Source organism: Streptomyces sp. NBC_00637 (genome assembly GCF_045161545.1).
Taxonomy (GTDB): domain Bacteria; phylum Actinomycetota; class Actinomycetes; order Streptomycetales; family Streptomycetaceae; genus Streptomyces.
Genome location: NZ_CP109046.1, coordinates 6,290,996 through 6,306,068, shown reverse-complemented (window position 1 = coordinate 6,306,068; position 15,073 = coordinate 6,290,996). Strand labels below are relative to the sequence as shown.

Sequence of the window (15,073 nt, the reverse complement as noted above, 5' to 3'; positions counted from 1 at the left end):
AGACGGTAGTTCACATCGCTCACAGCCGGACCACGATCGAGATCAGGATGTAGACGATGATCATCAGTACGAAGAAGGACAGGTCAAGCGCCACGCCCCCGAGACGCAACGGCGGGATTACCCGCCGCAGAAGCTTGAGCGGTGGATCGGTGACAGTGTAGGTGGCCTCCAGAACGACCACCATCGCCTTGCCGGGCTGCCATGAGCGGGCGAACTGGAAGACGTAGTCCATGACCAACCGGAAGATGAGCACGATGAGGAAGACCATCAGCGCGATGTAGACGACATCCAGGACCACGCTCATGTTCGGTGCTTCCCTCTCCCCTGTTCCGTGCTTCTCTGTACAGCTGTTTCCGGTCTTGCGTCTCAGCTCTGGTTGAAGAACCCGCCCTCTGCGATGCGGGCCTTGTCCTCCGCCGTGACATCGACGTTAGCAGGCGACAACAGGAACACCTTCTGCGTCACCCGCTCGATGCTGCCGTGAAGACCAAACACCAAACCGGCCGCAAAGTCGACAAGTCGCTTCGCGTCTGTGTCATCCATCTCAGTGAGATTCATGATCACCGGGGTGCCCTCACGGAAGTGTTCCCCGATGGTACGGGCCTCGTTGTAGGTCCGGGGGTGAAGCGTGGTGATCCGGTACGGCTCTCGTTCCGACACGACCTTGGGCATGATCACCGGTGCGTTCTTCTCCAGGGACTGACGTTCTTGTGTGATGGATGCCACGGGCGCGATGCGCGCCGGGCGCCCGGATTCCGCGCCTGGCGAAGCGGAACGAGCCACCGGCTCACGCTGCGCCGGTGGCTGCACGATTCGCACCTCTTCGTCCCTTTGGGACTGATGCGCACCATGTGACTGATGGGGCGGCTCGTGTCGCCGGTGGTCCCGCTCGGGTTCCGGGTCGAGCTCGGGTTCGAAGTCGTCGTCGGGGTCGAAGCCCCGGCCGTCGTACCCATCGTCCTCCACGAGGCCGAGGTAGACCGCCATCTTGCGCATCGCGCCGGCCATTCTCTGAGTCCTCCGCTCTGTGGTGGATCGACTTTCAACTGCCAAGTCCCGCGATCCACGTGGCCCTTGTGTCCGCCCTTCGGCGGTAACGACCATATTTTCTGCTGTGGTCCGACTTCCTGGCGACGTTACCCGAGCCTGGGGCGGACTCCGAGTACCGCAGTGCCGACGCGTACATGTGTCGCTCCGGCCGCCACGGCCTCCTCGAGGTCCGCACTCATCCCTGCCGACACCATGTTCGCAGCAGGATGAGCTCTTCGCAGGTCAGTCGACAAATCCATCAACCGCCCGAAGGCCTCCCGTTGGCGCCCGGCGTACTCCCCGGTCAGAGGTGCGACGGTCATCAGTCCGTCAAGTCGCAGCCCCGGCGATCCGGCGACCAGTGCGGCCAACTCCTCGACACCGCCCGGGGCCACACCGCCCCGCTCGCCGCGCTCGCTCGCCCCGGCGTCGAGCGCCACCTGCAGCAGGCAGCCCACCTCACGCCCGGCCCGCACGGCCTCCTTCGACAGGGCCGTCACCAGCCTGGCCCGGTCGACGGACTGCACCACATCCGCGTAACCGACCACGGAGCGGACCTTGTTGGTCTGCAACTGGCCGACGAAATGCCACCGCAGCGGCAACTCGGCACACTCGGCCGCCTTGGGCGCCGCGTCCTGGTCCTTGTTCTCGGCGACATGGCGCACGCCGAGTTCCGACAGGAGCCGGACATCGGCCGCCGGGTAGGTCTTGGTGACCACGATCAGGGTCACCTCGTCCCGCGCGCGGCGCGCGGCCGCGCATGCGGCGGCGATCCGCTCCTCCACCTTCGCCAGGTTTGTGGCGAGTTCGTCCTTACGGTCCGTCATGTCCCATCAGTCCAGCCAGACATATCCCGCGAGTCGCCCCGTGGAGCGGTCGCGGCGATACGAGAAGTGATCCTTCGACTCCCGCGTGCACACGGTCGACCGCTCCCGGTCGAGTACCCCGAGCCGGTCGAGCTGTGCGTGCACCCCGGCGATCACGTCGACGGCGGGAGTCCCCCAGCTCGTCTCGGCGCTCGCCGCCGGCTCGACGGCGGCCACCTCGGCGCGCATCGCCTCCGGCACTTCGTAGCACCGCCCGCACACGGCGGGTCCGGTGCGGGCGACGATGCGGGAGGGTTCGGCGCCGAGCGACGCCATCGCGTCGATCGCGGCGGGCACGATCCCCTTGACCATGCCCGGCCGCCCGGCGTGGGCGGCCGCGACCACCTTGGCGACGGGGTCGGCGAGCAGGACCGGCACGCAATCCGCCGTCAGCACGGCGAGGGCGAGTCCGCGGGTCGCGGTCACCAGAGCGTCGACCGGCGGGATGAGCCCGGTGGTCCACGGTCCGTCGACCTCGGCGACGTCATTGCCGTGGACCTGGTTCATCCAGACGACCAGATCGGGGTCCAGGCCCAGCGACCTGGCGGCCAGTTCACGGTTGGCGCGCACGGCGTCGGGGTCGTCGCCGACCGCTCCGCCGAGATTGAGCTCCTCATACGGAGCGGCGCTCACCCCGCCCCACCGGTCGGTGAAGGCGAAGTGCGCGCCGCTCACGCTCTCGCGCTGTCCTATCACTTCAGGAAGTCCGGCACGTCCAGCTCCTCGGCCGCGCTGTCCGAGTAGGACCGCGACGGCGGCACGGGCGGCGAGGCCGGGAGGTCGGCGACCGGCTCGGGCGCCGGCTGCGGGTCCTCCTTGGGCGTCACGCTGCCGAGCGAGCCGAAGGACGGCCGGCTCTCGGGCTGCCGTACCGGAGTGGGCTCCTCGCGGCGTGCCGACGACGAGGACGACCCCATCACGGTCTCCCGGCGGGCCGGGGGCTGGCCCCCGTCGAAGCCGGCCGCGATGACGGTGACCCGGACCTCGTCGCCGAGGGCGTCGTCGATGACCGCGCCGAAGATGATGTTGGCCTCGGGGTGCGCGGCCTCGCTCACCAGCTGGGCGGCCTCGTTGATCTCGAACAGGCCGAGGTCGGAGCCACCGGAGATGGAGAGCAGGACGCCCCGGGCGCCGTCGATGGAGGCCTCCAGGAGCGGCGAGGAGATCGCCATCTCGGCGGCGGCCACCGCGCGGTCGTCGCCGCGGGCCGAGCCGATCCCCATGAGGGCCGAACCGGCCTCGGACATGACCGACTTGACGTCGGCGAAGTCGAGGTTGATCAGACCGGGGGTGGTGATGAGATCGGTGATGCCCTGGACACCGGAGAGCAGGACCTGGTCGGCCGACTTGAAGGCGTCGAGGACCGAGACCTGACGGTCCGAGATGGACAGCAGCCGGTCGTTGGGGATGACGATGAGGGTGTCGACCTCTTCGCGGAGTTCGGCGATGCCGTCCTCGGCCTGGTTGGCGCGGCGCCGGCCCTCGAAGGTGAAGGGCCGGGTGACCACGCCGATGGTGAGGGCGCCGAGGTTGCGCGCGATGTTGGCCACGACGGGCGCGCCGCCGGTGCCGGTGCCGCCACCCTCGCCGGCCGTCACGAAGACCATGTCGGCCCCCTTGAGGACCTCCTCGATCTCCTCGCGGTGGTCCTCGGCGGCCTTGCGGCCCACGGCCGGGTTGGCGCCGGCGCCGAGTCCGCGCGTGAGTTCACGGCCGACGTCGAGCTTGACGTCGGCGTCGCTCATCAACAGCGCCTGCGCGTCGGTGTTGATGGCGATGAACTCGACGCCCTTGAGACCGACCTCGATCATCCGGTTGATGGCATTGACACCACCGCCGCCGACACCGATGACTTTGATGACTGCGAGGTAGTTCTGCGGTGCTGCCACGTCGAAGGCCTCTCGCCTCGAGTTACGTGTCGTCGCCTCACAGGTGATGCGATCCGACGACTGATGCCGAATGGGACGGTCCGTTTCGCCGACCCGAACCCTAACGTTGAAGTTTAGGGTTACCAGTGTGTCTGTTCCTTGGAGTCTTCTGAACAGGACACTAAGTCGACAAGTGGCGCCCGTTCAACGAACACGCCGAACCTCCCGTTTTTCTTTTCACCCTATGTGATCAGGCGTGTCACTGCCCAACCAGGGTGCTGGCCTGCGCGGATGTGCGTCAACTCCCCGCTGACGCAGGGGCGGTGGGAGTGCTGACATCGAAGTGCCGGGCGGCCGGGGCCGCTTTCATGAGAGCGGTGAGCGTACGGCTCTTCGCCGCGGCCTTCTCGGCACTTCCCCACGCGACCGTGCGTCCGCCGCCCAACTCCAGCGAGATGTCGTCGTAGGAACGGACCTTGACGACCCGGGTGACCCGCGCGACGGAGACGGGCAGGGACCCGGCGACCTTCACCGCCTCCCGCACCAGCCGGGCCTCGCCGAAGCGGCGCAGACTCGCGGCGGCCGAACGCGACGAGGAAACGGCCATTTTCAGCGTCGGCACGCCTTTCGGGGCCTCGGAAACCGTGGCGAAACGGACGCCTTCGTCGTCCACTTCCACGAATTTCGACCCCTTTTGCACCAACAGAACCGGCGTACGCTCTGTCACTTTCAGGCCGATTCCATGGGGCCACGAACGTTCCACGTCGACCGTGTGAATTCGGGGCAATTCCGTACGCAGTCGGGCCTCGATCGCGTCGGTGTCGACCGAGACCAACGGCGATCCGACGGGTACGGCGGCGGCTTCGCGCACCTGCTGCGGTGTCAGCACGTCGGTGCCGGACACCGAGACGCGCTCCACGCGCAGCCACTGCGAGCCGTACAGGACCCAGCCGGTGCCCCCGCCGAGGAGGACGACGACCAGCGCCAAAATGATGATCGTACGAAGTCGGCGGGGCCCCAACCACCGGACGAGGGGCGGGCCGGACGACTCCTGCTGGCGTGCACCGCGCTCGGCGGTGGCGGATCCGGCCACGCTCCCTGCCCTTTCGTCAGACGTGCCTAACGGCGCGCACGGGAGGCGGCGATCGCCTCGTACACCATGCCGACGAGCAGCTCGTCGGCGTCCCGGCGGCCGAACTCGCTGGCGGCGCGGGACATCTCGTACAGCCGGTGCGGGTCGGCGAGGACGGGCAGGACGGTCTCCCGGACCCACTCGGGGGTCAGGTCCGCGTCGTCGACCAGCAGTCCGCCGCCCGCCTTGACCACCGGCTGGGCGTTCAGCCGCTGTTCGCCGTTGCCGATGGGCAGCGGGACATAGGCGGCCGGGAGCCCGACGGCGGAGAGTTCGGCGACGGTCATCGCGCCCGCGCGGCAGAGCATCAGGTCGGCGGCGGCGTACGCGAGGTCCATCCGGTCCACGTACGGTACCGGGATGTAGGGGGGCATCCCCGGCATCTGCTGCACCTGCGGCAGTTCGTTCTTCGGGCCGACCGCGTGCAGGATCTGGATACCGGCCTGCTGGAGCCAGGGCGCGACCTGCTGGACGACCTCGTTGAGACGGCGGGCGCCCTGCGAGCCACCGGAGACCAGCAGGGTGGGCAGGTTGGGGTCCAGGCCGAACATGTGCCGGGCCTCGGGGCGCACGGCGGCGCGGTCCAGGGTGGCGATGGAGCGGCGCAGCGGGATGCCGATGTAGCGGGCGTCCCGCAGCTTGCTGTCGGGCGTGGAGACGGCGACCCGGGCGGCGTAGCGCGAGCCGATCTTGTTGGCCAGTCCGGGGCGGGCGTTCGCCTCGTGGACGACGATCGGGACGCCGAGCCGCTTGGCGGCCAGATAGCCGGGCAGGGCCACGTAACCGCCGAAGCCGACGACGGCGTCCGCCTTGGTGCGCTCCAGGATCTGCTCGGCTGCCTTGATCGTGCCGCGCAGCCGGCCCGGGACGGTGATCAGTTCGGGGGTGGGCTTGCGCGGCAGCGGCACGGCGGGGATCAGCGCGAGGTCGTAGCCCCGCTGCGGAACGAGCGTGGTCTCCAGACCGCGCTCCGTGCCCAGTGCCGTGATCCCCACAGTGGGGTCCTGCCTGCGCAGGGCGTCCGCGAGGGCGAGCGCGGGCTCGATGTGGCCGGCGGTCCCCCCACCAGCGAGTACGACATGCACCGAAATTCACCGCTCTCCGGACGGACGCGCCGCCGAGGCACGCCGTCGCATCGTGTTCCATCTCCGGGGGCTCCGGTCGAAGGCGGAGCCCCCGGCCCCCCGCTTTCTACCAAAGCGGGGGTGCCGCATCGCAAGCGCCGCCCGCGCACCGGGCTCGTCGCGTGCGAAAGCGATCAGCAGCCCGATGGCGAACATGGTCGGCAGCAGGGCGGAACCCCCGTAGGAGAACAGCGGGAGCGGGACGCCGGCGATCGGCAGCAGGCCGAGCACCGCACCGATGTTGATCACCGCCTGAGCGGTGATCCAGGTGGTCACACCTCCCGCGGCATACCTCACGAAGGGGTCCTCCGTGCGTCCGGCCACGCGGATACCCGCATAGCCTAGAGCCGCGAACAGGGCGAGTACCGACAGCGTCCCCGCGAGACCCAGTTCCTCACCGGTGACGGCGAAGATGAAGTCGGTGTGGGCTTCGGGCAGTTGGCCCCATTTCTCCACGCTCGCACCGAGTCCGGAGCCGAAGATTCCGCCGGAGGCCAGGGCGTAGATCCCGTGCACGGCCTGCCAGCAGGCGTCGCCGGGGCCGGGGTCGGTCGCGCCGATGCACTGGAGCCGGGCCATCCGGTTCGGGCTCGTCTTGATGAGGATCACACCGAGGGTGGCGGCGATCGACAGCACCCCGACGAAGAGCCGGGTGGGCGCCCCCGCCAGCCACAACAGCCCGAACAGGATCGCCGTCAGGATGATCGCCGTGCCCATGTCGCCGCCGAGCATGATCAGCCCGAGCAGCATGAACGCGACCGGCACCAGCGGCACCAGCATGTGTTTCCACTGCGCGAGCAGCTTCTTGTCCTGTTTGCGGGCGAGCAGATCGGCGCCCCACAGCACCAGCGCGAGCTTGCCGAACTCGCTGGGCTGGATCTGGAAGGAGCCGCCGAGCGAGATCCAGTTCTGGTTGCCGTTGACCGACATCCCTATCCCCGGCACCTGCACCAACGCCATCATGAACACGGCGCCGGCGAGGATGGGATAGGCGAGCCCCCGGTGCAGTTTCACCGGCATCCGGGAGGCGACCAGCAGCAGCGCGGCCCCGATGGAGGCGGCCAGGAACTGTTTGCGGAAGAAGAACGATCCGGGCAGCGACATCTGCAGCGCGGTGATCTGGGAGGCCGAGTAGACCATCACGAGGCCCAGGACGGTGATCAGCAGGCTGCCGCCGAAGATCAGGTAGTAGGCGGTCAGCGGCCGGTCCCAGGCCTTCTGGACGCGCGTGTGGAGCCGTCGTACGGGATTGTCGCGGGGCGGGCGGGAGGCTGCCGGGGGTCTGCGGACGGCCCGCTGGACAGGCGGGCGCCCGGTACGGCTACCGGGCATCCGATGCTCCCCGGTACGCGGCGCAACCGCTGTACCCGGCTGCCGCGCCGTACATCGGCTGTGACGGTCCCACGCGTCCCTCCCAAGGTCGCCCGGCAGGCGGCCGGGTCAGGTTCCGAGTTCGCCAACCGCCTGGGCGAACATGTCGCCGCGCTGGTTGTAGTTGACGAACATGTCCATGGAGGCGCAGGCCGGGGCGAGGAGCACCGTGTCGCCTTCGACGGCGAGGCGCCGAGCCTCCTGGACAGCCGCGAGCATCGCCCCAGTGTCCGTCCGGTCGAGGTCGACGACGGGTACTTCCGGGGCGTGTCGCGCCAGGGCTTCGCGGATCAGGGCGCGATCGGCGCCGATGAGCACCGCCGCGCGAAGCCGCTTCGCCGACTGCGCGACCAGCTCGTCGAAGGTGGCGCCCTTCGCCAGTCCGCCCGCGATCCAGACGATCGACGGGTAGGCCGCCAACGAGGCCTGCGCCGCGTGCGTGTTGGTCGCCTTGGAGTCGTCGACGTAGGCGACGCCGTCCACGTCGGCCACGTGGGCGATGCGGTGGGCGTCCGGGGTGAAGGCCCGCAGACCGTCCCGTACGGCCTTGGCGGGCACCCCGAAGGCGCGGGCGAGGGCCGCCGCGGCAAGGGCGTTGGCGATGTTGTGCGGGGCCGGAGGGTTGACGTCGGAGACCTCGGCGAGCTCCTGCGCGTTCTGCTGCCGGTTCTCGACGAAGGCGCGGTCGACCAGGATGCCGTCCACGACGCCGAGTTGGGACGGCGCCGGGGCCCCGAGGGTGAAGCCGACGGCCCGGCAGCCCTCCTCGACGTCCGCCTCCCGCACCAGGTCCTCGGTGGCCTTGTCGGCGACGTTGTAGACGCAGGCGACCTGATTGCCCTCGTAGACACGGCCCTTGTCCTTGGCGTACGCCTCCATGGAGCCGTGCCAGTCGAGGTGGTCGGGGGCGAGGTTCAGGACGGTGGCCGAGTGGGCGCGCAGCGAGGGCGCCCAGTGCAGCTGGTAGCTGGAGAGCTCCACGGCGAGGACGTCGTACGGCTCCTCGCCGAGGACGGCGTCCAGCAGGGAGACGCCGATGTTCCCGACGGCCGCCGTGCGCAGTCCGGCCGCCTCGAGGATCGACGCCAGCATCTGGGTGGTGGTCGTCTTGCCGTTGGTGCCGGTGACGCACAGCCAGGGCGCGGCCTCGCGGCCGTCCAGTTCCCTGAGCCGCCAGGCGAGTTCGACGTCGCCCCACACCGGCACCCCTGCCGCGTGGGCCGCGGTGAACAGCGGCTTGTCGGGCTTCCAGCCGGGTGCGGTGACGACGAGTTCGGTTCCCTCGGGCAGGGTCGCCCCGTCACCGAGACGCACGGTGACGCCCAGCGCCTCCAGCTCGGCGGCCTGCTCACGCGCGCGTGCGTCGTCGCCGTCGTTGACGACGGTGACCCTCGCGCCGAGCCCGTGCAGCACCTTGGCCGCCGGGATGCCGGAGACGCCGAGCCCGGCGACGGTGACGTTCTTCCCCTGCCAGTCGGTCACTTGTCCGCTGCCCATCCCGCGTAGAAGATGCCCAGTCCGACGATCACACAGATGCCCTGGATGATCCAGAAACGGACCACCACCAGGACTTCGGACCAGCCCTTGAGTTCGAAGTGGTGCTGAAGTGGAGCCATGCGGAAGACGCGCTTGCCGGTGAGCTTGAAGGAGCCGACCTGGATGACCACCGACATGGTGATCAGCACGAACAGGCCGCCGAGCAGGGCGATCAGCAGCTCGGTGCGGGAGCAGATCGCGAGACCCGCGAGCACGCCGCCGAGCGCCAGCGAACCGGTGTCGCCCATGAAGATCTTGGCCGGCGAGGTGTTCCACCACAGGAAGCCGAGGCAGGCGCCCATCAGCGCGGAGGCGATGACCGCGAGGTCCAGCGGATCGCGCACCTCGTAACAGGCGCTGGGGTTGGTCAGGGTCTCGCCGTTGGCGCAGGACTCCTGGAACTGCCAGACACCGATGAACGTGTAGGCGCCGAAGACGAGGACGGAGGCGCCGGTGGCGAGGCCGTCCAGACCGTCCGTCAGGTTCACGCCGTTGGACATCGCGAGGATCATGAACAGCGCCCAGACGACGAACAGCACCGGGCCGATCGTCCAGCCGAAGTCCGTGATGAACGACAGCTTCGTGGAGGCCGGGGTGTTGCCGCGCGAGTCGGAGAACTGGAGCGAGAGCACCGCGAAGCCGATGCCGACGATCAGCTGGCCGGCCATCTTCGCCTTGGCCCGAAGACCCAGCGAACGCCGCTTGACGATCTTGATGTAGTCGTCGAGGAAGCCGACCAGACCCATACCGCACATCAGGCCCAGCACCAGCAGGCCGGAGTAGGTCGGGGGCTTGCCCGTGATGACCTTGGACAGGAAGTACGCGGCGACCGTCGCGAAGATGAAGGCGATACCGCCCATGGTCGGCGTACCGCGCTTGCTGGCGTGCTCGCGCGGGCCGTCGTCGCGGATGTACTGGCCGTAGCCCTTGCGCGCCAGCAGCTTGATCAGCAGCGGCGTGCCGCCCAGCGTCAGGAAGAGACCGATCACACCCGCGAACAGGATCTGATTCATCATCGGGCGGCGACCTCACCCTCGGTGCCGGTCGCGAGCAACGCCTGCGCGACGCTCTCGAGGCCGACCGAACGGGACGCCTTCACGAGTACGACGTCCCCCGGGCGCAACTCGCTGCGCAACAGGTCGACCGCCGCCTGTGCGTCGGACACGTGCACCGACTCCTCACCCCACGAACCCTCGTTATATGCGCCCAGTTGCAGCCAGGCGGCTTCCCTGCCCCCGACCGCGACGAGCTTGCCGACATTGAGCCGGACGGCGAGCCGTCCGACCGCGTCGTGCTCGGCGAGCGCCTCGTCCCCGAGCTCGGCCATCTTGCCGAGCACCGCCCACGTCCGGCCCCCCTTGCCCATGGCCGCGAGCGCGCGCAGGGCGGCTCGCATGGACTCGGGGTTCGCGTTGTAGGCGTCGTTGACGATCGTCACGCCGTCCGGGCGCTCGGTGACCTCCATCCGCCAGCGGGAGAGGGAGCCCGCCTCGGAGAGCGCGGTGGCGATCTCTTCCGCGGACATGCCCAGCTCATGGGCGACGGCGGCCGCTGCGAGCGCGTTCGACACGTGGTGCTCACCGTACAGGCGCATGGTCACGTCGCTGCACCCGGAGGGTGTGTGAAGGCTGAAGGCGGGCTGTCCGCTGTCCGTGAGTCGCACGTTCTCGGCCCGAACGTCCGCTTCGCCGGACTCTCCGAAAAAGACCACCTTCGCCTTCGTACGGGAGGCCATGGCCCGCACCAGCGGGTCGTCGGCGTTGAGGATCGCGATGCCGCCCTCACCGGCCGGCGGCAGGCTCTCGACGAGCTCGCCCTTTGCCTGTGCGATCTGTTCGCGGCCGCCGAACTCGCCGATGTGGGCGGTGCCGACGTTGAGGACGAGGCCGATCTTCGGGGGCGTCAGATCGGCGAGGTAGCGGATGTGGCCGATCCCGCGGGCGCCCATCTCGAGGACGAGGAACCTCGTCTCCTCGGTCGCGGACAGGGCGGTCAGGGGCAGCCCGATCTCGTTGTTGAGCGAACCCGGTGTGAAGACGGTCGGCGCCTTGCGCCGCAGGACCTGCGCGATGAGGTCCTTGCTGCTGGTCTTGCCGGCCGAGCCGGTGAGCGCGACGAGGGTCGCGCCGAGCTTGTGCACGACGTGCCGGGCGAGGGCGCCCAACGCGGTCTGGACGTCGTCCACGACGATCGCGGGGACACCGACGGGGCGCGAGGCCAGTACGGCCGCCGCGCCCGCCTCGACGACCGCGGCCGCGTAGTCGTGGCCGTCCACGCGTTCGCCGACGAAGGCGACGAAGAGGCTGCCGGGCTCCACTTCACGGGAGTCCCGGACGACCGGTCCGGTGACTTCCGCCGATGGATCCGGTATGTCGTGCGTCTGCCCGCCGACGACTGCTGCGATCTCGGCGAGGGAGAGGGCGATCACAAGTTCATCCCTGGGTCTGCTGGATAGCTTCGCGAAGCACCTGGCGGTCGTCGAACGGACGGACCACCCCGGCGATGTCCTGGCCCTGCTCATGCCCCTTGCCCGCGACCAGCACGGTGTCCCCGTCGTGCGCGCGGGCGACGACCGCGGCGATCGCGGCGGCCCGGTCCTCGAACAGCAGGACGTCACCGCGCTCGTGCGCGGGCACGGACGCCGCGCCCTGGAGCATCGTCGCGAGGATCGCGAGGGGGTCCTCGGAGCGGGGGTTGTCGGAGGTCAGTACGGCGGTGTCGGCGAGCCGCGCCACGGCGGCGCCCATCGGGACGCGCTTGGTGCGGTCCCGGTCGCCGCCGCAGCCGAGGACGACGTGCAGCCGGCCCTTGGTGACCTTGCGCAGCGCCTTCAGGACCGACTCGACGGCGTCCGTCTTGTGGGCGTAGTCGACGACCGCGAGGAAGGACTGCCCGGCGTCCACCCGCTCCAGCCGGCCCGGCACGCCCGGCACCGCGGCGACACCGTCGGCGGCGGTTCGCGGGTCGATGCCCGCGGCGGCCAAGGCGGCGATCGCGGCGAGGGTGTTCGCGACGTTGAAGGAGCCCGGCAGAGGTGCCCTGGCGGCGACCCGCACCCCGTCGGGGCCCACGACGGTGAACGTCGAGTCCATCGGACCGATCTCCACGTCGACCGCGCGCCAGTCGGCGTCCGGGTGGCCTTCGGCGGAGTAGCTGACGACCGGGACCTCGGCCTCGCTGATCAGCCGGCGGCCGTACTCGTCGTCGAAGTTGACCACGCCGAGTTTGCTGCGTTTCCGGGTGAACAGCTGCGCCTTGGCCTGGAAGTAGTCCTCCATGCCGGAGTGGAACTCCATGTGTTCCGGGCTGAGGTTGGTGAAGACGGCGATGTCGAAGACACAGCCGTCGACCCGGCCGAGGACCAGGGCGTGGCTGGAGACCTCCATGGCGACCGCCTCGACACCGCGTTCGCGCATGACCGCGAACAGCGCCTGGAGGTCGGTGGCTTCGGGGGTGGTGCGCTCGGACTTGATCCGCTCGTCGCCGATGCGCGTCTCGACGGTGCCGATCAGTCCGGTGGACCTGACCGGCTTGAGGCCGCCCTCCATGAGGTACGCGGTGGTGGTCTTGCCGGAGGTGCCCGTGATGCCGATCTGGAGCAGGTCGCGGCCCGGGGCTCCGTAGATCGTGACCGCCAGTTCGCCCATCCGTCCACGGGGGTCGTCGGCCACCAGGACCGGCAGTCCGGTCGCGGCGGCGCGTTCCGCGCCGCTGGGGTCGGTCAGGACGGCGACCGCGCCCAGGCCCGCGGCCTGGGTCACGAAGTCGGCGCCGTGCAGGCGGGCGCCCGGCAGGGCGGCGTACAGGTCGCCGGGGCGGACCGCGCGCGAGTCGTGGGTGATGCCCGTGACCTCGACGGCGGTGCTCTCCGGCTGTTCGGCACCCAGCTGACCGGCGAGCTCCGCGAGGGGTGTGGCGGAGACCTGGGCCGGCCGCGGCGGTCCCGGATATGTCACGGAAGCGCCCTTCTGAGTGGTTTGGGACTGATCAGCGTGTGGCACGGCGGTGAGCGTACCGGGCGTACCCGCCTGCGGGCGAAGCGAGGGCGGGGCCGCGGCGGACGACGCGGGCGGTGCGGGGTTCCCGGGGTCGGGAGTGATCATGGTCACGGGCTGGTTCCTGGCTTGCTCGGCGCTGAACAGTGAGAGGACGGGGGTCGGAGCGGGCGGAGCGGGACTGTCAGGGGGTGAAGGTGACCGGAAGGTTCGCGGCCTTGGCGCCGGTCGGTGGGATCTGGAGGGTCTTCAGGGCGAACTCCATGACCTGCTTGAAGACGGGACCGCAGATCTGACCGCCGAAGTAGCTGCCCTGGGTGGCGTTCTGGATGGCGCAGTACACGGTGACCCGGGGGTTGTCGGCGGGCGCGAACCCGGCGAACGAGGAGGTGTAACCCTTGTAGGTGCCGGTGGCCGGGTCGACCCGGTTGGCGGTACCGGTCTTGCCCGCGACGCGGTATCCGGGGATACGCGCCTTGGCGCCCGTACCCTCCTGGTCGTCCACGACCGACTCCAGCATCTGGGCGAGGGTCTTCGCCGTCTTCTGGCTGACGACCCGGCTCTTCGCGGGCGCCTCGGCGGGGGTGAAGCGACCGTCCGGGCCCTTGGTGCCGCGCACCAGGGTGGGCTCGACGCGGACCCCGCCGTTGGCGATCGTCGAGTACACGGAGGCCGCCTGGAGCGCGTTGAGGGACATGCCCTGGCCGAAGGGGATCGTGTACTGCTGCGAGGTGGACCACTTGCCGGGCTGGGCCAGGATGCCCTTCGTCTCGCCGGGGAAGCCGAGTCCGGTGGCACTGCCGATGCCGAACTTGCGCAGGTACGAGTAGAGCACCTGGTTGGCCTCGGCCTGCGTCTTGCCGAGCTGGCCGGTGGCCAGGATGGTGCCGATGTTGCTGGACTTGGCCAGCACGCCGTTGAGCGTGAGGTACCAGGTGGCGTGGTCGATGTCGTCCTGGAAGAGCCGGTCGCCGCGGTGCAGCCGGTTGGGCACGGTGACATGCGTAAGCGGTGTAGCGGCGTTCTCCTCCAGCACGGCGGCCATCGACATGACCTTCGCCGTGGAGCCCGGTTCGTAGGCGTCCTGGACGGAGGCGTTGCCCATGTCCGCGGAGTCGGCCTGCGAGAGGTCGTTGGGATCGAAGCCGGGCGAGTTGGCCATGGCGAGGATCTCGCCGGTGCGGTTGTCCTGGACGATGACGTAACCGCGGTCCGCCTCGGACTCCTCCACCTGCTCGGTGATGGCGTTCTGCGCGGCCCACTGGATGTCGCGGTCGATCGTCAGCTCGACGTCGGAGCCGGGCACCGCGGGGGTCTCGGTGGAGCCCACGGTGGGCACCTGACGGCCGCCGGACTGGGCGTAGCGGATCTTGCCGTCCTTGCCGGTCAGGGTGGCGTTCAGCTGCTGCTCGACCCCGCCGCCGCCCTTGCCGTCGGCGTTGACCCAACCCAGTATCCCGGCGGCGAGGTCTCCGTTGGGGTACACGCGCTTGCTGCTGGGGACGGAGAAGACCCCGGCGAGGACGTTGACGGTGGAGCTGTCCGTCTCCGCCTTGGTGGACAGGGCGGACCTCAGGTCCTTGATCTGCTTCCAGACCTGCGGGGTCTGCCGGCCGGCCAGCTTGACGTAGCGCACACCCGCGGTCTTCGGCCGCAGCTTGCCGACGAGCACGGACTGCTCTTGGCCGAGGATCGGCGCGAGGAGGGCGGCCGCCTGCTCGGGGCCGTCGCCGACCTTCAGCTGCCCGCGCGTGAACATCGTGGGGTCGGCCGTGATGTCGTACGCGTCCACGCTGGTCGCGAAGGCCACGCCGGTGCGGTCGGTGATCTCGCCGCGCTCGGCGGCCAGCACCTGGCCGACGTACCGGTTCTGTTCGGCCTTGGCGGCGTAGGTGCTCGCGTCGACGGCCTGCACCTGGAGCAGCCGGACGACGAAGGCGATCAGCACCAGGGCCAGTGCCAGGCCGACCATCCGCAGGCGGGGACGCGGGCTGCCGAGCCGGAGGGCGGGCGGGGCGGCGGGACGTGGAGCGGCCGCGGCCGGACGGCGGGCGGGACGGCCGCCGGGGCCCGGGCGCCGCTGGGCGGACCCGGGGCGGGAGGGCCGGGCGGGGCCGGGCACGCGCCGGCGCGGCGGTTCCCTGTCGGACAC

The 15,073-nt window shown here is 70.0% G+C and carries 13 protein-coding genes; all 13 read right to left on the bottom strand.

The window, feature by feature from the left end; all coding sequences use genetic code 11:
- Nucleotides 1-19: 19 nt before the first annotated feature.
- Nucleotides 20-304 (bottom strand): YggT family protein, encoded by a 285-nt coding sequence (locus tag OG440_RS27620; RefSeq protein WP_363087234.1) that lies wholly within the window; start codon nucleotides 302-304, stop codon nucleotides 20-22.
- 62 nt (nucleotides 305-366) lie between these two features.
- A complete protein-coding gene (sepF, locus tag OG440_RS27615) occupies nucleotides 367-1,008 on the bottom strand; it encodes a cell division protein SepF (protein ID WP_406009481.1) in 642 nt (213 codons plus the stop codon).
- 128 nt (nucleotides 1,009-1,136) lie between these two features.
- Nucleotides 1,137-1,856, bottom strand: coding sequence for a YggS family pyridoxal phosphate-dependent enzyme (locus OG440_RS27610; RefSeq protein ID WP_406009480.1), 720 nt, complete (start codon nucleotides 1,854-1,856; stop codon nucleotides 1,137-1,139).
- A gap of 6 nt (nucleotides 1,857-1,862) precedes the next feature.
- Nucleotides 1,863-2,591, bottom strand: a complete 729-nt coding sequence (gene pgeF / locus OG440_RS27605) for a peptidoglycan editing factor PgeF (protein WP_406009479.1) — start codon at nucleotides 2,589-2,591, stop codon at nucleotides 1,863-1,865.
- Entirely contained in the window at nucleotides 2,588-3,784 is a 1,197-nt protein-coding gene (ftsZ, locus tag OG440_RS27600) for a cell division protein FtsZ (protein WP_406009478.1), read from the bottom strand. Before ftsZ ends, pgeF begins: the two co-directional genes overlap by 4 nt.
- A 277-nt stretch (nucleotides 3,785-4,061) precedes the next feature.
- Complete coding sequence (locus tag OG440_RS27595; protein ID WP_406009477.1) at nucleotides 4,062-4,856, bottom strand: cell division protein FtsQ/DivIB; 795 nt, start codon at nucleotides 4,854-4,856, stop codon at nucleotides 4,062-4,064.
- Nucleotides 4,857-4,882: 26 nt separating this feature from the next.
- On the bottom strand, nucleotides 4,883-5,980 hold the full coding sequence (gene murG / locus OG440_RS27590; protein WP_406009476.1) for an undecaprenyldiphospho-muramoylpentapeptide beta-N-acetylglucosaminyltransferase: 1,098 nt from the start codon (nucleotides 5,978-5,980) through the stop codon (nucleotides 4,883-4,885).
- Between the two features lie 6 nt (nucleotides 5,981-5,986).
- Nucleotides 5,987-7,351, bottom strand: coding sequence for a putative lipid II flippase FtsW (gene ftsW / locus OG440_RS27585; protein WP_406009475.1), 1,365 nt, complete (start codon nucleotides 7,349-7,351; stop codon nucleotides 5,987-5,989).
- 108 nt (nucleotides 7,352-7,459) lie between these two features.
- Nucleotides 7,460-8,887 (bottom strand): UDP-N-acetylmuramoyl-L-alanine--D-glutamate ligase, encoded by a 1,428-nt coding sequence (gene murD / locus OG440_RS27580; protein WP_406009474.1) that lies wholly within the window; start codon nucleotides 8,885-8,887, stop codon nucleotides 7,460-7,462.
- Nucleotides 8,869-9,942 carry a phospho-N-acetylmuramoyl-pentapeptide-transferase gene (gene mraY / locus OG440_RS27575; RefSeq protein WP_406009473.1) on the bottom strand — a complete coding sequence of 358 codons (1,074 nt, stop codon included), beginning with the start codon at nucleotides 9,940-9,942 and terminating at the stop codon, nucleotides 8,869-8,871. Before mraY ends, murD begins: the two co-directional genes overlap by 19 nt.
- Entirely contained in the window at nucleotides 9,939-11,354 is a 1,416-nt protein-coding gene (gene murF, locus OG440_RS27570) for a UDP-N-acetylmuramoyl-tripeptide--D-alanyl-D-alanine ligase (RefSeq protein ID WP_406009472.1), read from the bottom strand. The genes mraY and murF overlap by 4 nt, the downstream gene beginning before the upstream one ends.
- Nucleotides 11,355-11,358: 4 nt before the next feature.
- Nucleotides 11,359-13,035, bottom strand: a complete 1,677-nt coding sequence (locus OG440_RS27565; RefSeq protein ID WP_406009471.1) for a UDP-N-acetylmuramoyl-L-alanyl-D-glutamate--2,6-diaminopimelate ligase — start codon at nucleotides 13,033-13,035, stop codon at nucleotides 11,359-11,361.
- A gap of 70 nt (nucleotides 13,036-13,105) precedes the next feature.
- Entirely contained in the window at nucleotides 13,106-15,073 is a 1,968-nt protein-coding gene (locus OG440_RS27560; protein ID WP_406009470.1) for a peptidoglycan D,D-transpeptidase FtsI family protein, read from the bottom strand.

Bases quoted from the DNA above. Each gene is read 5' to 3' on its own strand.
- OG440_RS27620 (WP_363087234.1), bottom strand. From the start codon at position 304: ATGAGCGTGGTCCTGGATGTCGTCTACATCGCGCTGATGGTCTTCCTC.
- sepF (WP_406009481.1), bottom strand. From the start codon at position 1,008: ATGGCCGGCGCGATGCGCAAGATGGCGGTCTACCTCGGCCTCGTGGAG.
- OG440_RS27610 (WP_406009480.1), bottom strand. From the start codon at position 1,856: ATGACGGACCGTAAGGACGAACTCGCCACAAACCTGGCGAAGGTGGAG.
- ftsW (WP_406009475.1), bottom strand. From the start codon at position 7,351: ATGCCCGGTAGCCGTACCGGGCGCCCGCCTGTCCAGCGGGCCGTCCGC.
- murD (WP_406009474.1), bottom strand. From the start codon at position 8,887: ATGGGCAGCGGACAAGTGACCGACTGGCAGGGGAAGAACGTCACCGTC.
- mraY (WP_406009473.1), bottom strand. From the start codon at position 9,942: ATGATGAATCAGATCCTGTTCGCGGGTGTGATCGGTCTCTTCCTGACG.